A 21,359-nucleotide genomic window follows, 5' to 3' on the forward strand; every position below is an offset into this window, starting at 1 on the left:
ATCATTACATCCCCAGCACCCGAAAAAAAAGAAATAGGCTATAAATGTGGCTTGATAAATACGAAGAACTGAAGTGCTTCTATTTTTTTACATTTTTATTATCTTAGATAAAAATTAAATGAGTGAATATTTAACGCCCTTTTTATCTTTTTTATAGTAAAAATGCACATGAATAAACAAACTCTTATACTCGTACTTAATCTGCTTCCTTTTATAGCACTTTGTCAAAAAATGATTGCACCTGGCAGTCCTGATATTAATACGTCTTATCTTAAACCTCAAAAATCTTTATACACGGTATACTATGTAAAGGATACTAGCTGGACAAAGAAAGGAACGATGACTTATGACATCTCTTACGAAAACAATCAATTGATATTCCATTACAAATACACAGACAAAAGTAATGAGTGGTCTAATATCCGAACGTCTGTTGCAGATGCTAAGACCCTAAGATCGATCAGTTACCAATCTGAAAGCAGCGGAAGTAAATTCAACCTCGATTTTGGAGAAACCATAAGAGGGAATTATTATTCAAAACAAACCAAAAAGGATAAAATATTGAATTTAAAATCACCAGGTTCATTTATTGATTTCAACCTAGCTGATAATATGATGACTACCTTACCTCTCACTGTAGGCTATAAAGGAACTTTTTCGCAGTTTTATTACGATGACAACTCGGATACTTTAACTTCCAACTACATCATCAAAGAGGTTAAAAGTTATGCTTATCGTTCACCTAAAACCGGAAACCATGATACGTGGTTAGCCTCCGTATTGGAAGAAAGCACAGGAGCGATCTACAACTATGTGATTGACAAAAAAGATCACCGTTTATGGCAACGGGAAATGTCCTTGGGCAATGGCATGTGGGAAATCTGTACCAATGAAGAACTAGACTACCAACCGATAAAAAGTCAGTTCAATAAAGAACAGGCGGTACAGCAGATTACAACAGGTAGTAGTGTCATTACAGGAACGGCCTATGCAAAAGATAACACGGGCAAGAAACTGGGCGGACTGGTCAATACGGCCAAAAAACAGTTTGCTCCAAAGGGTACGGAAATCACACTTTTCCCAAATTCTGCATACTACGAAGAGTGGACCGCCGTTAATAAAAAGATAAAAAAACAAGGGAAAATACCTGAGGTACCATTAGATTCAAATTTTGGAGCAGGAATTAAGAAAGCGAAGGTTTATGATGATGAGGGACATTTTGAATTTGCGGATCTTCTCCCTGGGACATATGTGATCATGGCCAGTTTTGATTTTACCAACTCGTATAACTATTCGTATGTAACTGGATATACTAATTATTATAATTACTGGGGATATACCGGATCTAATACTAACTATGCCTCTGCTAGACAGCATTACAGGGATCAGGCTCATATAGAAAAACGAGTGACCATAGACAAAAATGGAGAAAAAAAAGAGGTCAACTTAAAAGATAACTAAGTCCATGATCAAATATAGAAGTTCGTGATTCAACCTACTATGCTAGATCAAAGTAGTGAAACCTGACTTCCATTGTATGTAAATGAAAGAAGTATAATTTTAAAATAAAGAAACAGCATATGGTAGACAGAAAAGTAATCCTATATATTGCCATGAGTTTAGATGGCTATATCGCTAAACCAAATGATGACCTGGGTTTTTTATCCCTAGTAGAACAGGAAGGTGAAGACTACGGTTATGCAACGTTTATAGCATCTGTAGATACGGTAGTGATGGGGAGAAAAACATATGATTGGATCATGAGGCACGTTCCGGAATTTCACCATGCAGATAAGCGATCTTACATCATAACGAGAACTCCAAAACCAGCTATTGGCAACACCAGTTTCTACACAGCGGATCTAAAGGACCTCATATTAAAATTGAAAAGTGAAGCCGGAAAAAAAATTTTTATTGATGGTGGAGCTGAAATCATCAATGCGCTTTTAAGGGACAATTTAATTGATGAATTTGTGATTTCGATTATTCCGATCTTAGTTGGAAATGGAACCAAACTCTTTCAGGACGGGAGACCGGAGCAAAACCTAAAACTTGTCTCAACCAAACAGTTCAAAACAGGATTAACGCAACTGCATTACAAAAGCATTGGAGTGTAATTGAGCTACTTGCGATATTCTGATTAGATCGTTGATTAAAAAGTAGAGTCAATTTATCTTCCATAGATCATATTGACTCTATTTTCATAGACGACAACAAAATATTAGTATCTTAAATAAAATGATTGTCAACGCTTCACCACACTCATGATCTCCACATAAGCTTTTCGGGCATTTTATATAGCGCGATTGTGACCGTCCAAAAAACACAAACTGTCTTTTTTCAATAAATATAAAGGATAATAAAATTACGCTTTGAAAAGTGTAACATGAATAATATATTTGCACTGTTTATAATTAATCTAAATAAAAAGTAATAAACAATATGAATAATATTATCATCTACCTCATGCTGCTGCTTCCATGCGCTCTCCAAGCGCAGGCGCAACAAAAAACAGATATATATGGGAAGATATTCTCCGCGGATGGAAAGCCAGTTGAAGGCATCACGGTCAAACTACTTCCTCAGGACATCAGCGTTTCTACTAGAGCCAACGGTTCTTATCTCATAAAATCAGTAAAACCCGGTCCTGCACAAATCTATATCTCAGCCATTGGCATTCAATCTCAGACCCGAGAGATCCAGATAGAAGAAAAAAGAAATACCATTGCTGACATCTATCTTACCGAGAACCAATCCACACTAGAAGAAATAGTGATCAATGGCACTAACAAGAATAAGTATACGCGCAAACAAAGCTTATACGTATCTAAAATGCCTCTTCGCAATATGGAAAACTCGCAATCTTATGCTGTTGTTACCAAAGAATTGCTAAAAAGTCAAGTAAATACAAATTATGACGATGCATTGGCCAATGTTTCGGGTATTGACAAATTATGGGCAGCGACCGGTCGCCCCGGAGATGGAGTCTCCTACTACACCTTACGTGGATTTACGACACAGGCAGCGATGGTCAATGGAGTGGTCAGCATTGCCAGCACGAATCCTGATCCCGCTAATTTAGAAACAATCGAGGTGATTAAAGGTCCTTCAGGTTCTTTGTATGGTGGTGCTGCAGTTGGCTTTGGTGGATTGATCAATAACATCACTAAAAAACCGTTGGATACTATAGGTGGACGTGTCAATTATATCTTTGGTAGCTATGCACAACATCGCGTGACAGCAGATGTTTACGGCCCTTTGACAGCAAACAAAAAACTTCTCGGCCGTATCAATACAGCATATTCGCACACTGGGACATTCCAGGACGCAGGATTTAATAAATCATTTTTTGTTGCACCTTCTTTACTTTACAGACCAAATGACAAATTAGACATTCAACTGGATGCGGAAATTTATCAGAGCAAAGCGACTAATCCTATGATGGTATTCCTCAATCGTTCCCGTCAATTGTTCGCAAAGAACGCCTGATGAATTACAATTTAACTTTAACAAGTCTTACACCAACAATGATGTAACGTTTAAAAACCCAAGTACCAACTTGCGTGGAAATGTGACCTACCGTATCCATGAGAAGTGGACATCCAACACAACTGTCAATTATAACAGACGTAAATCTGATGGTTACTTTCAATACATTATGTACTTGCAAAATACCAACGACACCTTGATTAACCGATATGCAGCTCTTCAAAATTATGTAGCAACTAACTTCAATGCACAACAAAATTTTACAGGTGATTTTCATATCGGTGGTATGCGCAATAGATTACTTGTGGGCCTAGATTTTCTTTCTCAAAAAACAGAAACGCACAACTCTCCTTATGTACAGACGGATCAGATCAATACTTCATACGACGATCCGGATTACTACAAATTTAACGCTGCTTTTATTGACGCCGCAATTGCTGCTTCCAATGGTTCAAAAACCAACAATCGCGGCCGCACCGAAGTATTTGGTGCATATGTTTCCAATGTATTGGACATAACTTCACAATTGCATTTAAACCTTGCTTTACGCATGGATTATTTCAATAACAAAGGAACTTATAACATCGATAAGGATACGACTACCGGAGCATTTAACCAAACAGCCTTTTCGCCACGCGCCGGTCTCGTTTATGAAGCGATCAAAGATCAGGTTTCCTTCTTCGCAAACTATCAAAATGGTTTTAAAAACGTATCACCTGTGGTACAACCACACCCTAGTATATCTGGTGATTTCAAACCTCAACAGGCTTCGCAGTGGGAAGCTGGTGTAAAATTCAATCTACTTGAGGATAAAATCGGTCTTACTGCCAGTTACTATGACATCAGTGTCGACCACATGATCCGTCCTGAAACAGTAGAAATCGACGGACAAAAATACAACATCAGTGTACAGGATGGAACACGCCTAAGTCGCGGTATTGATTTTGATTTCACTGCAGCTCCTATTCAAGGCCTTAATATCATCCTAAGCTATAGTTTTAATGATAGTAAAACAAAAAAAGCTGCTGCTACTGTGAATAACCTTCGTCCTACTGAAGCTGGCCCAAAACATCTATCGAATATCTGGGCAAATTATACTTTACAACAAGGAACGTTAAAAGGTATAGGTATTGGTTTTGGAATTAATCACGCTAGTGAAAATATCATTACCAACAGTGTCCCTACAGGAACTTTTGTACTGCCGTCTTATACATTACTGAACGCCAGCCTGTCTTATGGTTACAAACATATGGAGTTTGCTGTTAAAGCAAATAATCTGACCAACCAAACTTACTTTAAAGGTTGGACAACGGTCAATCCGCAAATGCCAAGAAATATCTTAGGTAGTATCGCCTACCGTTTTTAGTATTAAAACATAGAGGCTGCCAAAGTGCAGCCTCTATGTTTTAATACTATCCAATAAAAAAATACGAATACAAAATAAGCATTTTTATGCATTAATAATGAAAATCCAATCTTCATACAAAAAGATCTTTATGCGAAAACACCATAAAAGTATCCTTATGCCGTATCAGCTTTCCTATTTTCAACTATAAATCGATCCAAGAAATCAATTTTAATGTCATGAATTTGTAGAAGACTTATTAATCGATCCATACAACATCCTTCGGTTTCTATACGAAAGATAGAATCTTCGTCATCCAGATCCAAGGTTGCAGATTGTACTTCCGGCATATTAACCTTTAAGATCTGCATTAAAAAGTTTTTCTTTTCGTTTGTTTTTACTGAGCTTTTAAAAATTAATACCTGCTTGACCATCATTATTCTTAATTTAAGATATAACCATACCGCATTATTAATCATCATACATTAACGATGCTGCTAAACAAATCTAGTCTTTAAGGTAGGAAGAAATTTTAATATTATACGAAAGTACTTGCTTTTTATATGAAATTCAAAAATCCAAAGATTAAACAAAATTCAGTCCATTAAAATCATCAAGATCTTTACTATCGCAACCAACTATTGACCAAAGATCGATGGTCTGCAACCCATTGTTTTGCGGTAGATTCTTTATCTTTACTTTCTTCCATTTTCATCAATAAATTGGCCATAGTGCCCATATCAAAATGAACCTGAGAAAAGAAACGTGTCAACTCGGGCTGCTCAGCAGGAAATTCCTTGCGCGTAAAAATCTTGATCTGCTCTGCGGTTCCTAAAGATGCTCTCGGATCTTCTAGAAATTTCAACTTCATCTTGCCAAACATCCAGTGTGGCTGCCATGCCGCGACGACAATCCAGCGTTTTTCTTTAATCGCATTCTGCAATTCAGTGATCATCGCTACGGTGGATGAATTGACCTGTCGATAGTTTAAATCATAGTCTTTTATGGTACGATCTACCGCAGCCGTGATACCAGCTCCTTTTTCAATACCCATGATCTGATGATTAAATTGACCTTCGTGTGTTCTTAACTCTTCTATCGAATTGATAGGCACATAATCGGGTACAACCAGACCATTTCTGGCATGCGCATAACTCGTACCGATATCAACAAGATTGGGAAATTTTGCAATTTTAGAACCATGAGTCAAAGGAAGCCAAACATCCATATAAAGATCTGTATCGCCATTGTTCATGGATGCTAATATCATATCGGGTGTAGCGCGCTGGATCACCAGTTGATAATCCATTTCTTCTAGAACCGCCTTTGCAACATAGGTCATGGCAACACCTTCTGCCCAGCCATCCACCATACCTACATTGATATATTTTTTGTTACCATCTGGCTGACAAGCGCTTAGCAATAAGATAATACCCCAGATTAACGCTAATTTCATGTTCTTCATATTATTTTTTATTCTGTACAAAACCCTGTGTTATCCTATCTAAGATAATGGCTAAGATGACGACAGACAAACCACTTTCAAATCCAAGTCCTATATCCAGATTATTGATTCCTTCAAGTACTTTTTCTCCTAAACCTCCTGCTGCGATCATTCCAGCAATCACGACCATGGATAGGGACAATAATATAGTCTGGTTTATACCTGCTAAAATAGTTTTCATCGCTAAAGGCAGTTCCACCTTAAACAAGATTTGTCGATTGGTAGCTCCAAAAGCACGTGCTGCTTCAACAATATCCTTTGGCACAGCATCGATACCCAGAGTCGTCAAACGAACAGCTGGCGGCATAGCGAAAATAATAGTCGCAAATGCTCCAGGAACTTTACCGATACTAAAAAATAACACTGCCGGTATCAGATAAACAAAAGCAGGCATCGTCTGCATCAAGTCTAACATGGGGCGGATAATCTTCGCAGCTAGTTTATTTTTTGCAGCCCAAATACCCAAGGGAACAGAAAGTATCAAAGCTGTAGCCGTTGCAACCAAAACCAATGATAAAGTCTCCATCGTCTCCCTCCAAAACCCCATCATGTAAATCAGCGTCAGTCCTAATAAAGTTGTGATCGCAACTCCTTTGCCGGATTTCCACCATGCCAAACCTGTAAAAAGTGCAATCACCACAAAAAATGGTATCGCTAAAAATATCCACTCTAATCCGATAATGGATGAATTACCAGTATGTTTTATAAAATCGAATAAAGGCTTAAAATTTTCTGTAAGCCAATTAATTGCAACTTCAATATATTGACCTATATCTATTATTTTACTCATTGTTATTGATTATTTGCTTTTTCTTTTAATTCGTTAATTTCCTCTTCGTTAAACTTTGTTGCTTCGATAATGAGCGACGTTTGTGTCACTATGCCCAACAATCTATTCTGATCATTGACCACCGCTATTGGAGATCGTGTCTCAGAAATCAATGGCAACATCTCTTCCACCGTCACATCTTTTGATACAGACGGCACATTCATATGAATAATAGACTCTACAGTTGGATCTTTACGCTTGGCAGCTTGAATAACCTCATTAATATTGACAAAGCCTAAGAAAGTATCATGAATATCCACTACAGGTAATATTTCCAATCCAGTTGTTCTCATCTTACGGAGCGCTCCTTCAGGGCCATCTTTTTTAAATCTGACCAATGTCGGCTTCTCAGTCATCAATGAACCCGCAGTGATAATAGATTTTCGATCGACTTTATCCACAAAAGCTTTCACATAATCACTCGCAGGGTTGGTTAAAATATCTTCTGCCGTACCAATCTGCTCAATTATACCATCTTTCATAATCACGATACGGTCACCAAGCTTGATGGCTTCATCCAAATCATGCGTAATGAATACAATAGTTTTTTGCAAAGTATCTTGAAGGTCCAATAGCTGATCCTGCATCTCGGTTTTGATCAAAGGATCTAGTGCTGAAAATGCTTCATCCATTAACAAGACTTCCGGATCATTTGCCAAAGCACGAGCCAAGCCTACTCGTTGTTGCATCCCACCCGACAGCTGGATTGGAAACTGCTGTTCAAAACCATTCAGACCGACGATGTCAAGCGCTTTTTGAGCTTTCGCTTCACGAGACATTTTGTCCTCGCCTCTAATTTCTAAACCAAAAGCAGCGTTGGTCAAAACGGTATGATGAGGCAATAATCCAAATTTCTGAAAGACCATACTCATTTCAGTTCTCCGCACTTCTAAAAGCTCTTTGTTATTCTTACTGGTGATATCATCATTATTGATAAAAACTTTACCCATAGTAGGCTCGTTCAATCGGTTCAGGCATCTTAGTAAAGTCGATTTACCACTTCCAGAAAGTCCCATAATGACAAAAAACTCTCCTTCATAGATCTCAAAATTAGCTTCATTAATACCGATCGTACAACCGGTTTTTTCTAGAATCTCTTTTTTTGTACAACCTTCACCCAGTAATTTTAGAGCCAACTTCTTTTGTTTACCGAACACAATTGTCAAGTCTTCAACTTTTATCTTAACTTTTCTGTTTTTATCCATTTTTATTTTTTTTGATATGAAACAAATTGTCACGTCACATTGGGCATATTTTAAATAGCAAATACATTCATGTTATTTTTAATAACACAAACATATCCCTAAAGCTGAGTTCGATCGTAGACCTACTTCTTGTTCAATCAACTTGATAATAAATACATTTTACTCTTAGTTCGATGAAGAGCAATCATGAAAAAGAAATGAATCTTTTAAAAGACGAGATATAAAAAAATAATACCTCTTTTATACTTAACAAGTATATGGCGAACAACTCAGACAGAGCTCCAAAAAGGAGACTGTCTTAACGGAAAAAAACATGGCCTCCGTGTCATATGACGGCACAAAGGTACGAAAAATAAAATAAATGACATTTTATGCCATTAAAACACTGGCTTACAGAGCACCCAATATAGCACTAATAATCACCAATTTAAAAAATCAAAAGGGTATCAAAACAGTTTTACACCCCGTTTTTTAAACACTATTCCTAAGCTCATCCAAATCAATTCAGCTCTCCATATTTTAATATAGAAATTCCTGTTTGGGTTCAATATTTGAATTGATCTGACCGACGGCAACATCCTGTAACCCGTGCAACCATATACCTATGTATGTTCACTATCATAGGTTACCAATTGGATACTCACGCGAAAAGTATGTTGATCTCTGGTCACCTCTGGAACTTGTTCTCCCAGCAACTGAAAACGGCTTGTAATATTATTAAGCCCTATACCAGTCGATGTAATTTCCGAATGATCAAGAGGTGATAACGTATTTTCGATAACAACCTTGCCGACTTCGGCATTAGAAATATGAATCATTAAAGGACGTCGCTTATTGGTAGAATTGTGTTTAATTGCATTTTCAATGAGCAATTGTAAAGTCAATGAGGGAATATACATATGACGACTATGATCTTGGATATCAATCGTAAAATTGACACCACTACCAACGCGATGTTCTATTAGAAATATATAGGCATTTAAAAATCTAATTTCCTCATCGAGCGTTATCATATTTTTTTTACTATTCACTAATAAAAACCGATACACTTTAGCAAAATTTTCAGAATATTCGAATCCAAGCTGTTGATCTTCCAATATCAATTCGGAAAGTACGCTGAGATTATTAAATATAAAATGAGGATCCAATTGCATCTTCAATGCATTAAGCTCAGCCTCTACAGATGCTTGTTTTAATTCAGCAGCTTTTATTTTATGGGCAGACATTTCCGTAGCTGTTTCAATCCAATTGTTGATCAGATAACTCATGGTATTGATGGAAATAATCATAAAAGAAATCACTAAACTCACGACGATCCATTGCAAAATATCTTTTATTTCCTCCATAGAAGGAACTGATTCTATTTGAGCAGACTGAGGATCTATGATCGCATAGCAAATCATATTCATCAAAATAAGCGTCAGTACAGCGATGAAATTAAGGGTGATTTCAAGGAAAAGCCTTTTCGATTTATTTTGTGTCCAAGGAACGCGCATGTTCAACTTTCGATGGATAAAAATACTTACTTCAGAAATCAGAAAACAAAATAAAAAAGAAACCGCCCATTCTGCTACAATCTCAGAGATGCTTCTTTTAAAATAATCTTGCCAATAGGCAGAATACGGATCGAGGATGTAAGAAACTAAATAATGCAAAACAAATGCAAATACGACCAAGAACATCCGTTTAAAACGGGTAGGCACCAGTCGTCTATTTTTATCAGAATAATTGATTTCTTCCATTTTCCGCAAAGTCTAGATCACACACCATCACATAATAGGGTAATCTTTGAACAAAGTTATCTGAAATTTTCTATTCAAATCGTTTCACCTATCTGAAATTTTATAATTAACAATAACAACAGACATGCTCAAGCGAAAAAGGAAGCAGAAGAAATGTCTCAATGGCGCTTACTGTTGGTTTCTCACAGGGATGTAGATAAAAAAATAAACTTGGTAAGTTCACCTCCTATAAAAAATACTGGAGCAAGATTAGACCATTAATCAAAGCTATAGAAAAGAAAGATTAATGATGGTCGGTGAGGACTGAAAATTAAAAAAAGGATGATATTAAATTAATAACTGACCTAAAAACAAGTAAGGTGCAGCAAATACTGCACCTTTACAAGAGTTAATATTGGTTCAAATAATGTTAGTGTTACAATTCCTCATCATGTTGAGTAATATCCAATCCAAGTTCTTCCTCCACTTCATGTACACGAAGCGGCGTGATTAGATCTGTTATTTTAATCAAAAGAAGAGATCCGAAAAATGCAAATACAGACACAGCAATAAGCGCCACTACATGCGCGATAAACAAACCCGTTTCACCGAAATATAAGCCATTGGTCGTCACGACACTGTTGACACTGCTATTAGCAAAAACACCTGTAAGGATCATACCAACCATACCACCGACTCCATGACAAGGAAATACATCTAAGGTATCGTCAATACTTGTTTTGCTACGTAAGAACACAACTAAATTACTGACTAAAGCAGCTACAAGTCCAATAACAATGGAATGTGAAATGGTAACAAAACCCGCTGCAGGTGTAATGGCCACCAATCCAACAACAGCTCCAATACAAGCGCCCATAGCAGATGGTTTTTTGCCACGAATGATATCTACAAATATCCAAGCAATAGCCGCTACAGCTGATGCGGTTGTTGTTGTAGCAAAAGCATATGCTGCAAGACTATTTGCACCACCAGCAGAACCAGCATTAAATCCAAACCAGCCAAACCACAGCAAAGCTGTTCCTAAAATCACATAACTAATACGAGCTGGAGAGTGTGTTGGCTTTTTACGCCCCTTAAGATATATAGCTGATGCTAACGCTGCCCATCCAGCAGACATGTGCACAACAGTACCACCTGCAAAATCTAAAACACCAAATTTAGCTAGTATACCTTCTGGATGCCAAGTAGCATGTGCCAAGGGCATATAAATAAAAATACTGAACAAAATAATGAATACCATAAACGAGTTAAAGCGAACACGTTCGGCAAAAGCCCCTGTAATAAGCGCGGGCGTAATAATGGCAAATTTCAGTTGAAACATCGCAAATAATACGAGCGGGATCGTAGGCAGAGCTGACCAAGACACATTACCCAACATGCCTTTCATCATATAAAAAGTTCGAGGATCTCCAATAATACCCCCAATATCCTCTCCAAAAGCTAAACTAAAGCCGAAGATGACCCACAGCACAGAAATAATACACATACAGATGAAACTTTGCATCATCGTGGAGATTACATTCTTCTTACTGACCATCCCACCATAAAAGAATGCTAAACCTGGAGTCATAATCAATACCAAAGCAGACGATGCTAGCAACCAGGCGGTATCACCTGTGTCAATTTCCACACCTGCTACATTAGTGACTTCTAATGAAGGTGTAAGTAAGCCGACAATTGCTAAACATACCAAAATAATAAGAGGAATGAATTTTTTCATAATATTCAAAGATTTAAGTTTAATAATTTCATAAATAATACTATTTTTTGTTACAAAATAACCAAAAACAAATGTAATTGATTTTATTTTATTCAAATATAACTTCAAATAATTAAAAAATCAATAAAATATAAAAAAAATCATATATTTACAGTAGGATCCTAAACATAATCAACCTAAAAACACAAAAACAACTAGAATAAATGCTAAAAACTATAAATTTTAATTAAAAAAAATCTACATGCAGCACAAATACATATAACAACTAGAGGTTTTAGTGATTTTAAATGAGTAAAAATTAAAAACAAACATTTAAAAACATTAAAAAATGAAAAAAATCATCTCAGCAACATTATTTTTAGTCATATTTTTTGGAAAAATATACGCGCAAAGTAAAAAATACGACTTATTAGACTTGGAAATATCAGGCTCGGTAGATACATATTGGAAATATGATTTTCAAAAACAACCGAATATCAATACCTATTTTACAGAAGACAACAATTCTGTATCCATTGGAATGGTCGACCTTGCTCTTAAAAAAACGACTGGAAAAGCATCATTCGTCGGTGAACTATCCTTTGGACCAAGAGGCCAGTATCGATCTATATTGAATGGAGATGGTCAAGATGGAGATGACAAAAACAGTTTTCATATTCAAAATCTTTATATATCGTACGCACTTACGGAAAAACTTAGTCTGACAGCTGGATTTATGGGTACGTTTGTGGGCTACGAGGTTATTTGCCCTTCATTCAATTTTCACTATTCTACTTCTTATCTTTTTGGCGCCGGACCTTTTCAAGATGCCGGAATAAAAGCGCAATACGCTTTTTCTGACAAAGTGGGGCTGATGGTTGGAATCTTTAATGACTGGAATGTATACCAAGATCTAAATGGCGTATCGCACATTGGATCGCAATTATCAGTAACACCAAATGAAAAATCAAGTTTTTATCTAAACTTTCTTACGGGTTCTTCACAAGGTGGCGCAGCTAATTATAGCTCCGGAACCTTGATTGATTTCGTAGGAAACTATTCATTCTCCCCTATGTTTTCATTAGGAGCAAATGCGACAAATTACAATAGAAAAGGTGAAGGTGGATATGCGGGAGTAGCACTATATCCAAAGGTGAATATCAATGAAAATATTGGCATAGGTATTCGTGGAGAATACTTCAAAACAAAGGAAATGCCCGCAACCGAAACAAGCAGTAATAAAATTATCGCAACCACTCTAACAGCAAACTTCAAACATCATGGATTTACATTTATCCCCGAAATTAGATTGGACAACAGCGATTCACAAATGTTTGTCAAGCAAGACCTTTCTCCAACAAAAAATGCTGGACAGTTTTCACTTGCACTTGTATATGCATTCTAAAAAATAACATAACCAGACTGTCAACCATACAAAAACCCTTATTTAAAATATAATAGGTTATGTTTTTCGGAATAGTCAGGAGGCTTATGTGAACAATTAAGCATTCAGAACAGGACATATTATTTTGACAATGAAGTAAGATTTTAAATAAAAAAGGGATTGTTCATTTTATTTGTTCAATCCCTTTTTTGTTAATAATTCACAAAAACAATACGATTACTTTTCATAAAACAAACGCTTAGTATTTCAATAAAAACCAAAACACCATAATCATCAAAGTCCAATTTTTAAATTTCACACCATAGATTTACAAATTGTTTTTTTACAAAAACATCGTTACATTCATTTTTTATTACATGACGCTTATTAGATTATAGAAAAACACATCTCAAAGAAATGGTAAAAACTAACGCTGCTCGCATCCTCGACAACCTGGACATTACTTATGAATTAAAGAATTATGAAGTAAAAGATGAGCACCAAAGTGCAACGGAAGTGGCGAAAACTTTAGGAATTCGAGTAGAAATGATCTACAAGACCCTAGTGCTAACTGGACAGAAAGATCCCTATATCGTCGCTGTTATACCAGGAAATGCACAGGTAGACTTAAAAAAATTAGCTCATATCTCTGGTAATAAAAAATGTGAAATGCTCCCGATGAAAGACCTGCAGCATGTAACGGGTTATATCAGAGGTGGCTGTTCTCCTATAGGAATGAAAAAAGCATTTCCAACATACCTAGAAGAACTCGCCTCCTTAGAAAATAAAATAATCATTAGCGCCGGCAAAAAGGGCCTACAGATTGAAATCAACCCCCATGACTTGATCAAAGTAACACATGCTAATTTTGCTGATATCATCTGTATCGCCTAACGCAATTCAACTGTATAAAAATACAAAAAAAATATTGAAGGATTTCATTTTAACCCTATAAAAGCAACCAATATCGACCACTTATTCCAAAAAGAATAGCAACCTTTTCAATTATAAATTCCTATTTTCGTGACTTCGCCTTTGATTTCTACAACAGGAAAACGGGATAAATGAATATATAATTATGAATCAAATGAAAAAAATTACGGAGAATCTTCTTTTTAAAGTAATCATTGCTATTATTTCTGGAATTCTACTAGGGCTCTATCTTCCTGAATCATTAGGGCGCATATTGACAACATATAACTTTCTCTTTGACCAATTTTTGAAATTTTTGATCCCATTGATTATCGTTGGATTAATTATCCCATCAATTGCCCAACTTGGAAAAACTGCAGGAAAACTATTACTAACGACTGTACTGATCGCATACGGATCTACGTTATTTGCCGGACTTTTTTCATACACAGTCAGTATGAGCATATTTCCATCTTTGCTCCAAAATCAGATCAATACCGAGCTCATTACCGAAAGCACGAAAACACTTAGCCCATATTTTACCATTGAATTTCCACCGCTATTTGATGTCATGTCTGCATTGGTGCTTGCATTCTGTATTGGCATCGGTTTATCAAAATTGGAAAACTCGACATTAGAAAAAGTATTTATTGATTTTGAAAAAGTGATCAGTTTTATCATTGAAAAAATGATCATACCACTACTCCCCTTTTTTATTCTTGGTATTTTTTACGATATGACTTATACCGGTAAAGTATTCACGATATTACATGTCTTTATTAAAATCATCGGTATTATATTCGTCATTCATATTCTTTTACTTGTCATTCAATTTATCATAGCAGGTATAGCTTCTAAACAAAATCCATTCAAATTATTGATCGGTATGCTACCTGCTTATTTCACTGCCTTAGGAACACAATCTTCCGCAGCAACGATTCCTGTAACGCTAAAACAAACAAAAAAACTAGGTGTTGATGAAGATATTGCCAATTTCAGTATCCCTTTATGCGCGACAATACATCTTGCGGGTAGCACACTAAAAATAGTTGCATGTGTACTTGCACTCATGATGATGCAAGGCATTCCTATAGATTTTGTACAAATGATGGGATTTATCTGTATGCTGGGGGTCACGATGATTGCAGCTCCAGGTGTACCAGGTGGAGCCATTATGGCGGCTATAGGCATTATCGGCAGTATGCTTGGATTCAATACTGAAAATCAAGCTTTAATGATAGCGTTATACATCGCCATGGATAGTTTCGGTACTGCCTGCAACGTAACTGGAGACGGCGCAATAGCAATTGTATTAAATGCCATCTTTAAAAAAGGAAAAATAGACCAAGCACAGGAAGCAGCTGCTTAAAAAAGCAACTCGGTCAAAACGTGGGACATGGATATTTTAAAAATCAATTCAACACAATGAGACCTCTAAAGGTAATGCAATTGCATGCTAATAATAGCTGAATTAATTATTATTAGCACAAACTAACAAAAATGTTAGAAATATATTTGTTAGTTCAATCTAACTTATTACTTTTGTTAAATACCATCTCGGACTTATTATATTTTTAAGCTTGAAGTTTTAAAACACAGTTAAACTAAAATGGCCAGCAAAATCAATAGATTTTCGCCTTGTTAAAGCGCTGTTGCACCCATAAACGAATAGATCTTAAGATGGATAAAATAAAGAATTAGCATATACTATGATTGAATCAATTATCTCCTACCTTGAAAGCATCGACCCGATTTTAGCAGCTTTGTATGCAACATTGTTTACTTGGCTAGTGACTGCTTTAGGAGCTGCCTTTGTGTTTCTTTTTAAAGAAATGAATAAGAATGTGCTGGACGGCATGCTGGGATTTACGGGCGGGGTTATGGTAGCTGCAAGTGTCTGGAGCCTTCTCATACCGGCGATCGACATGAGTGAGGGAACAGGTTTTATACAAGTTGTCCCAGCTGTCGTTGGATTTCTCATCGGTGCCGCATTCCTATTTAGCATAGACAAGGTTTTACCGCATCTACATATCAATTTTAAGAAAGTAGAGGGTGTAAAGACCCCATGGCAGAAAACGACGCTAATGATTTTAGCCATTACACTTCACAATATTCCTGAGGGACTTGCCGTGGGTGTCCTTTTTGGGAGTGTTGCAGCAGGTGTTCCAGAAGCGACAATTGCAGGCGCAGTTATACTGGCAATAGGAATCGGACTGCAAAATTTCCCAGAAGGTATTGCTGTCGCTATGCCTTTAAGAAGAATGGGACTGAGCAGACGTAAAAGTTTTTTCTACGGACAAGCATCGGCAATCGTAGAACCTATTGCTGGTGTTTTAGGAGCAATGGCTGTAGTCACCTTTACTCCGATACTTCCATACGCACTGGCATTTGCGGCAGGAGCCATGATTTTTGTCGTAGTAGAAGAAGTAATTCCAGAAGCACAACAAAATAAAAATTCAGATATTGCAACAATAGGATTTATTGGAGGATTTATTTTAATGATGACATTGGATGTCGCTTTAGGATAATAATGTCCTGCGTATACAGAAATGACCAACCATTATTTCAGGCAGAAATTTGTTTTTAATTAAAGATTTGTAATAAAATCGACACGATCTACAGAAAATGAACATCATTCAAGGAGTGCTCATCTAAATCGTACATCTGTCAATAAAAAAAGATCAGAGCTTATTAGCCTGATCTTTTTTTATTGATAGAGAATCGCCTAAGTACGCAATCATATAACATTTCTAATCCAAGAACAAATGTGTACAGCCTGATTCTCACTTTCTTTCAGTATTTCTATTTTTTGACAAAAGAATGCAGACTGAAAAATTTTACAATTCAATTATACCTAGCAAACTTTCAGCAATCACAAAAACACTAAAATTATTTTTAGTTTTATTTCATAAATAATGTGTTAGACAAATGCACTGAAACCCGTTATGCTTCGCCCTACAATTAGAGAATTAATTTCTTTTGTTCCTTCATAAGAATATATTGCTTCGGCATCGGCCAAAAATCGAGCAACATTATATTCTAATAAAATTCCATTTCCGCCCATTACTTCTCGTGCTTTGGATACAATATCTCGTGTTCTTAATGAACAAAAAACTTTAGCTAGAGAAGCATGTTCATCTTTTAAATCACCGTTATCTTGCATTTCAGATAAACGATAAACTAAGGTTTGCATTGCCGTTAAATTAGAGAGCATTTCGACCAAATGGTTTTGAATCAATTGAAATGAGGCAATCGGTTTTCCAAATTGTTCACGCTTGCGCGTATAATCAAGTGCATTTTCATAAGCTCCTCTTGCACAACCCACTGCCATCCAAGCTACACCCGCTCTTGTCATCTGCAACACTTTAGCTGTGTCTTTGAAACTATTGGCGTTTTGCAATCGGTCGGATTCTGGTACCACACAATCAGTCAACGTAATCAAACCATTCTGAACAATTCGCAGTGCCATCTTTCCTTTTATCTTTTCTACGGCAAAACCTGGATTTTCCTTACGCACGATAAAACCCTTCACCTGTCCATCATCCAGATCTCGTGCCCAAATAATGGTGATATCTGAAAAAGTACTATTTCCAATCCACTTCTTTTGTCCATTCAAAACCCAACCAGATTCGGTTTTTTTACAGGTACAAGTCAACCCTCCTGCCGCACCTGATCCGACTTCGGGCTCTGTTAAACCAAAAGCACCAATAACTTTCATCTGCTGCATACGCGGCAACCATTCTTCTTTTTGCGCTTCTGAACCACAAATATAAATAGAGCCCATAGCTAAGCCACTTTGCACACCGAAAAATGTCGCTATCGATGCATCTACTCGAGCGATCTCTGCAGCGATCACTCCCTCCATCAAAGAGCTCCCGCCTGCACAACCGTAGCCCTCATAGGTATATCCGCAAATATTTAATGCCGCAAACTTTTCAATAATTTCAAACGGAAACTCATCTCTTAACCAATAATTATTAACAATAGGGCTGATTTCTTTCTCCATAAAATCACGCACTTTCAGTTGGATGATCTTGTCTTCAGTAGATAACTTATCTTCAATATGATAGAAATCTCCGTTAATAGGAGGCAACTCTTTTTTCTTACCGGATGCGGTTAGCAGCTTCATCGCTCCCCTCAACTGATGATCGTCCATCTTGGATACCGCATTCAATACCTGACCTAAATCAATTTTTTGAGAAATTTCGTTCAGTTTTTCTAAATCAACGACCTTCAAGAGGTCTAAAATATTTTTCATTTTATCAAACATAGTCTCCTTCTTTAAAATTAACTGTCAACAATTTGTCTCTTCAATATACGGTATTTAAAATAAAAAGTTCTTCCAACAGAAAATCAACAGATAAATTACAAAAAACATAAAATATAAATAACTGATAATCAACGTATAAATATTTAATAAAAAAATAATCCATTTTGAAGGTTACCTTTTATCATTCTAAGTATTAATGTTTAAATAACAATTTTGTTTCCATTAATTTAGAAAAATCAAAATGAAAAATTCATTCAAATTCGCTTTCTTAGGATTAGCTGTAGCTTTCGCTTCTTGTGGTGGTGCTGAAACTAAAACTAACGCTTCTGCTGATTCAGCTGCTGCTTTAGTTGATTCTGCTGCTACTGTATTAGATTCAGCTGCTAACAAAGTTGACTCTGCTGCTGCAAAAGTTGATTCTGCTGCTGCGAAAGTTGATTCTGCTGTTACTAAAAAATAATTTAGTACTGTTGACAACATAAAAGCTTACATTTTAGTGATGTAAGCTTTCTTTTAAAAAAAAATAAAAATAAATGGGTTACCTTTTCATATTTAAGGTATAAACCTATGAATAAAAAAATTTAATAAAATTTAATAACATCAAAATGAAAAATTCATTCAAATTCGCTTTCTTAGGATTAGCTTTAACTGTAGCTTTCGCTTCTTGTAATGGTACTGCTAACAAATCAGAAACTACTTCTGATTCATTAGCTATTGATTCAGCTAACACTGTTATTGATTCAGCTAACACAGCTATCGATTCAGCTAAAACTGTAGTTGATTCAGCTAAAGTTGCTATTGATTCAGCAAAAGCTGCTCACTAATTTCAGGGAACTGATTTTAAAAATATTAAAAGCTCCACTTGTTGGAGCTTTTTTTTGTTATATACCTCTGATTTAAATTGATAAGCTCCCCTCATTTTTTTACCTTTGCACAAACAAAAACGTATTATGGCCTTATCATCACTTACCGCCGTATCTCCAGTAGACGGTCGTTATCATAACGCAACTCAAGAATTAGGGGCTTATTTTTCAGAATTTGCCTTAATCAAATATCGAGTTTTAGTAGAAGTTGAATATTTCATCGCACTTTCTGAATCAGGAATTGAACAATTAAGTCATTTTGATGGCTCGTTAAATGAAAAATTACGTGACCTTTATAGAAATTTTACAGAAGAAGATGCAACTTGGATTAAAAATACTGAAAAAGTAACTAACCATGATGTAAAAGCAGTTGAATACTTCTTGAAAGATAAATTTGAAAAATTAGGATTGCATGATTCTTTGGAATTTATCCACTTTGGATTAACTTCACAAGATATCAATAACACAGCAATCCCATATTCATGGAAAGATGCTATTGCACATGTTTACACACCTGCGATTGAAGAATTGATTCAAGAATTAACACAATTGTCTACAGATTGGTCAAACGTATCCATGTTGGCACGTACGCATGGTCAACCCGCTTCCCCAACGCGCTTGGGTAAAGAAATTAAAGTTTTTGTAGAACGTATTGAACGTCAGTTTGAGCAACTGAAAGCAGTGCCTTACTCGGCCAAATTTGGTGGAGCAACGGGTAATTTTAATGCGCACCATGTCGCATATCCACAAACCGACTGGGTCGCTTTTGGAAATAAATTTGTCAATGAATCACTTGGTTTGAGCCGTTCGCAAACAACCACTCAAATTGAACATTATGATAACTTTGCTGCAAGTTGTGATGCATTCAAACGTATTAATACAATTCTGATCGACTTGTGTCGCGATATCTGGACCTATGTATCCATGGAGTATTTTAAGCAAAAAATTACAGCTGGTCAAATAGGATCTTCAGCGATGCCGCATAAAGTCAATCCTATTGATTTCGAAAATGCTGAAGGAAACTTAGGGATTGCAAATGCACTATTTGAACATTTAGCTGCAAAATTGCCGATCTCTCGTTTACAACGTGATTTAACAGACTCAACCGTATTACGTAATATTGGTGTTCCATTTGCGCATACGTTAATAGCAATAAAATCTACATTACGAGGTCTACGCAAATTGATTTTAAATGAAACTGCGCTACAGGCGGATCTTAATAACAATTGGGCTGTCGTTGCTGAAGCGATACAAACAGTGTTGAGAAGAGAAGGATATCCAAAACCTTACGAGGCTTTAAAAGATCTGACACGTACCAATACGCACGTAACGGAAGTTACTATAGCCGAATTTGTGGACAACTTAAAGGTGACAGACCAAGTAAAGGCAGAATTAAAATCAATCAGCCCTGCTAACTATACCGGTGTAAGTCTATAAGCTTTTACGCTTTAATGACTAACATCACCTGATATTTAGCTTATATTTGTTTTTTGAAATAGACACTGATTAATATGGCAACAATTAACGTATATACAGAATCCACTCCGAATCCATCTACGATGAAATTTTTGGTCAATAAATTGTTGATCAACGGTAGTTTGGATTATCCGGATAAGGATAAAGCACAAGAATCTGCTTTCGCAAAGGAATTATTTAAATTTAACTTTGTAAACGGCGTATTTTTCGCAAGTAATTTTGTGACCATTACGAAGAGTGATGATGCTGAGTGGACTGATATCGAAGCGCTATTAAAAGACTTCATAAAAGGTGCTATAGAATCTGAACTTGCTGTAAAACCAATCGAACATACAGAGGATGTTACTTTTGAAGGGTCGGATATCGAAATCAAGATCCAACAGGTATTGCATGATTATGTACGTCCTGCAGTAGAGCAAGATGGTGGTGCTATTGCATACAAATCATTTGATAGTGGTATTGTGACAGTAGAGCTACGGGGATCATGTAGTGGTTGCCCTTCTTCAAGTATCACCTTAAAATCTGGTATAGAAGGTTTATTAAAACGTATGGTGCCAGAAGTTGAAGAAGTTGTTGCTGAATCGATGTAAGTATAAAACGATATCAAATATAAAGCCGTTCCATCTTGTGAACGGCTTTTT

Annotated in this window: 19 protein-coding genes; 11 read left to right on the forward strand and 8 right to left on the reverse strand. The window is 36.3% G+C overall.

The features are described from left to right. Positions 1–168: 168 nt before the first annotated feature. From AC06G9_RS17645 to AC06G9_RS17660, 4 genes are all read left to right on the forward strand, one after another. Positions 169–1,461, forward strand: coding sequence for a DUF3108 domain-containing protein (locus AC06G9_RS17645; protein WP_480956863.1), 1,293 nt, complete (start codon positions 169–171; stop codon positions 1,459–1,461). A gap of 119 nt (positions 1,462–1,580) precedes the next feature. Then, positions 1,581–2,117: a dihydrofolate reductase family protein gene (locus AC06G9_RS17650; RefSeq protein ID WP_480956864.1), complete on the forward strand. Its 537-nt coding sequence runs from the start codon at positions 1,581–1,583 to the stop codon at positions 2,115–2,117. A 325-nt stretch (positions 2,118–2,442) separates the two neighbouring features. Beyond that, positions 2,443–3,489, forward strand: coding sequence for a TonB-dependent receptor plug domain-containing protein (locus tag AC06G9_RS17655; protein ID WP_480956865.1), 1,047 nt, complete (start codon positions 2,443–2,445; stop codon positions 3,487–3,489). A gap of 70 nt (positions 3,490–3,559) precedes the next feature. Continuing rightward, positions 3,560–4,855 (forward strand): TonB-dependent siderophore receptor, encoded by a 1,296-nt coding sequence (locus tag AC06G9_RS17660; protein ID WP_480956866.1) that lies wholly within the window; start codon positions 3,560–3,562, stop codon positions 4,853–4,855. Between the two features lie 155 nt (positions 4,856–5,010). Here AC06G9_RS17660 and AC06G9_RS17665 read toward each other — a convergent pair whose 3' ends face one another. The 6 genes from AC06G9_RS17665 to AC06G9_RS17690 form a co-directional block, all read right to left on the reverse strand. After that, positions 5,011–5,316, reverse strand: a complete 306-nt coding sequence (locus tag AC06G9_RS17665) for a hypothetical protein (protein WP_045754700.1) — start codon at positions 5,314–5,316, stop codon at positions 5,011–5,013. Positions 5,317–5,459: 143 nt separating this feature from the next. Further along, on the reverse strand, positions 5,460–6,290 hold the full coding sequence (locus tag AC06G9_RS17670; protein WP_260948412.1) for a glycine betaine ABC transporter substrate-binding protein: 831 nt from the start codon (positions 6,288–6,290) through the stop codon (positions 5,460–5,462). A gap of 10 nt (positions 6,291–6,300) precedes the next feature. Then, positions 6,301–7,128: an ABC transporter permease gene (locus AC06G9_RS17675; RefSeq protein ID WP_346567995.1), complete on the reverse strand. Its 828-nt coding sequence runs from the start codon at positions 7,126–7,128 to the stop codon at positions 6,301–6,303. A gap of 2 nt (positions 7,129–7,130) precedes the next feature. Then, on the reverse strand, positions 7,131–8,372 hold the full coding sequence (locus tag AC06G9_RS17680) for a quaternary amine ABC transporter ATP-binding protein (protein WP_248755734.1): 1,242 nt from the start codon (positions 8,370–8,372) through the stop codon (positions 7,131–7,133). A gap of 602 nt (positions 8,373–8,974) precedes the next feature. Then, entirely contained in the window at positions 8,975–10,114 is a 1,140-nt protein-coding gene (locus AC06G9_RS17685) for a sensor histidine kinase (protein ID WP_045754697.1), read from the reverse strand. Between the two features lie 415 nt (positions 10,115–10,529). After that, positions 10,530–11,834: an ammonium transporter gene (locus tag AC06G9_RS17690; protein WP_045755626.1), complete on the reverse strand. Its 1,305-nt coding sequence runs from the start codon at positions 11,832–11,834 to the stop codon at positions 10,530–10,532. 328 nt (positions 11,835–12,162) lie between these two features. On the opposite strand from AC06G9_RS17690, the gene AC06G9_RS17695 reads away from it, so the two are divergent. The 4 genes from AC06G9_RS17695 to AC06G9_RS17710 all read left to right on the forward strand — a co-directional run bounded on the left by AC06G9_RS17695 (position 12,163) and on the right by AC06G9_RS17710 (position 16,637). Continuing rightward, the gene (locus AC06G9_RS17695; protein WP_293924113.1) at positions 12,163–13,218 is read left to right on the forward strand and encodes an outer membrane beta-barrel protein; all 1,056 of its coding nucleotides are present in this window, start codon (positions 12,163–12,165) and stop codon (positions 13,216–13,218) included. A gap of 396 nt (positions 13,219–13,614) precedes the next feature. Continuing rightward, complete coding sequence (gene ybaK, locus AC06G9_RS17700; RefSeq protein WP_045754695.1) at positions 13,615–14,091, forward strand: Cys-tRNA(Pro) deacylase; 477 nt, start codon at positions 13,615–13,617, stop codon at positions 14,089–14,091. A gap of 193 nt (positions 14,092–14,284) precedes the next feature. Then, complete coding sequence (locus tag AC06G9_RS17705) at positions 14,285–15,478, forward strand: dicarboxylate/amino acid:cation symporter (RefSeq protein WP_480956867.1); 1,194 nt, start codon at positions 14,285–14,287, stop codon at positions 15,476–15,478. Positions 15,479–15,818: 340 nt separating this feature from the next. Next, positions 15,819–16,637 carry a ZIP family metal transporter gene (locus tag AC06G9_RS17710; RefSeq protein ID WP_094771377.1) on the forward strand — a complete coding sequence of 273 codons (819 nt, stop codon included), beginning with the start codon at positions 15,819–15,821 and terminating at the stop codon, positions 16,635–16,637. Between the two features lie 392 nt (positions 16,638–17,029). On the opposite strand, the gene AC06G9_RS17715 is transcribed toward AC06G9_RS17710, so the two are convergent. Together AC06G9_RS17715 and AC06G9_RS17720 are read right to left on the reverse strand one after the other, a co-directional pair. Further along, on the reverse strand, positions 17,030–18,379 hold the full coding sequence (locus tag AC06G9_RS17715; RefSeq protein WP_346575912.1) for an acyl-CoA dehydrogenase family protein: 1,350 nt from the start codon (positions 18,377–18,379) through the stop codon (positions 17,030–17,032). 222 nt (positions 18,380–18,601) lie between these two features. Continuing rightward, positions 18,602–18,859 carry a hypothetical protein gene (locus AC06G9_RS17720; protein WP_480956868.1) on the reverse strand — a complete coding sequence of 86 codons (258 nt, stop codon included), beginning with the start codon at positions 18,857–18,859 and terminating at the stop codon, positions 18,602–18,604. A gap of 125 nt (positions 18,860–18,984) precedes the next feature. Between AC06G9_RS17720 and AC06G9_RS17725 the strand changes: the two genes are divergently transcribed. The 3 genes from AC06G9_RS17725 (at position 18,985) to AC06G9_RS17735 (ending at position 21,308) form a co-directional block, all read left to right on the forward strand. Further along, on the forward strand, positions 18,985–19,203 hold the full coding sequence (locus tag AC06G9_RS17725; RefSeq protein ID WP_094771375.1) for a hypothetical protein: 219 nt from the start codon (positions 18,985–18,987) through the stop codon (positions 19,201–19,203). A gap of 126 nt (positions 19,204–19,329) precedes the next feature. Continuing rightward, complete coding sequence (gene purB, locus AC06G9_RS17730; RefSeq protein WP_045753005.1) at positions 19,330–20,679, forward strand: adenylosuccinate lyase; 1,350 nt, start codon at positions 19,330–19,332, stop codon at positions 20,677–20,679. Positions 20,680–20,753: 74 nt separating this feature from the next. After that, a complete protein-coding gene (locus AC06G9_RS17735) occupies positions 20,754–21,308 on the forward strand; it encodes a NifU family protein (protein WP_045753006.1) in 555 nt (184 codons plus the stop codon). The last annotated feature ends 51 nt before the right edge of the window (positions 21,309–21,359 follow it).

The sequence above is a fragment of the Sphingobacterium sp. MAE genome (assembly GCF_056711605.1).

What these genes read in the sequence shown, in the direction of transcription:
- AC06G9_RS17645 (WP_480956863.1), top strand. Translation starts at nt 169, where the DNA reads ATGAATAAACAAACTCTTATACTCGTACTTAATCTGCTTCCTTTTATA.
- AC06G9_RS17650 (WP_480956864.1), top strand. Translation starts at nt 1,581, where the DNA reads ATGGTAGACAGAAAAGTAATCCTATATATTGCCATGAGTTTAGATGGC.
- AC06G9_RS17655 (WP_480956865.1), top strand. Translation starts at nt 2,443, where the DNA reads ATGAATAATATTATCATCTACCTCATGCTGCTGCTTCCATGCGCTCTC.
- AC06G9_RS17665 (WP_045754700.1), bottom strand. Translation starts at nt 5,316, where the DNA reads ATGATGATTAATAATGCGGTATGGTTATATCTTAAATTAAGAATAATG.
- AC06G9_RS17670 (WP_260948412.1), bottom strand. Translation starts at nt 6,290, where the DNA reads ATGAAATTAGCGTTAATCTGGGGTATTATCTTATTGCTAAGCGCTTGT.
- AC06G9_RS17675 (WP_346567995.1), bottom strand. Translation starts at nt 7,128, where the DNA reads ATGAGTAAAATAATAGATATAGGTCAATATATTGAAGTTGCAATTAAT.
- AC06G9_RS17680 (WP_248755734.1), bottom strand. Translation starts at nt 8,372, where the DNA reads ATGGATAAAAACAGAAAAGTTAAGATAAAAGTTGAAGACTTGACAATT.
- AC06G9_RS17685 (WP_045754697.1), bottom strand. Translation starts at nt 10,114, where the DNA reads ATGGAAGAAATCAATTATTCTGATAAAAATAGACGACTGGTGCCTACC.
- AC06G9_RS17690 (WP_045755626.1), bottom strand. Translation starts at nt 11,834, where the DNA reads ATGAAAAAATTCATTCCTCTTATTATTTTGGTATGTTTAGCAATTGTC.
- AC06G9_RS17695 (WP_293924113.1), top strand. Translation starts at nt 12,163, where the DNA reads ATGAAAAAAATCATCTCAGCAACATTATTTTTAGTCATATTTTTTGGA.
- ybaK (WP_045754695.1), top strand. Translation starts at nt 13,615, where the DNA reads ATGGTAAAAACTAACGCTGCTCGCATCCTCGACAACCTGGACATTACT.
- AC06G9_RS17705 (WP_480956867.1), top strand. Translation starts at nt 14,285, where the DNA reads ATGAAAAAAATTACGGAGAATCTTCTTTTTAAAGTAATCATTGCTATT.
- AC06G9_RS17710 (WP_094771377.1), top strand. Translation starts at nt 15,819, where the DNA reads ATGATTGAATCAATTATCTCCTACCTTGAAAGCATCGACCCGATTTTA.
- AC06G9_RS17715 (WP_346575912.1), bottom strand. Translation starts at nt 18,379, where the DNA reads ATGTTTGATAAAATGAAAAATATTTTAGACCTCTTGAAGGTCGTTGAT.
- AC06G9_RS17720 (WP_480956868.1), bottom strand. Translation starts at nt 18,859, where the DNA reads ATGTTGTCAACAGTACTAAATTATTTTTTAGTAACAGCAGAATCAACT.
- AC06G9_RS17725 (WP_094771375.1), top strand. Translation starts at nt 18,985, where the DNA reads ATGAAAAATTCATTCAAATTCGCTTTCTTAGGATTAGCTTTAACTGTA.
- purB (WP_045753005.1), top strand. Translation starts at nt 19,330, where the DNA reads ATGGCCTTATCATCACTTACCGCCGTATCTCCAGTAGACGGTCGTTAT.
- AC06G9_RS17735 (WP_045753006.1), top strand. Translation starts at nt 20,754, where the DNA reads ATGGCAACAATTAACGTATATACAGAATCCACTCCGAATCCATCTACG.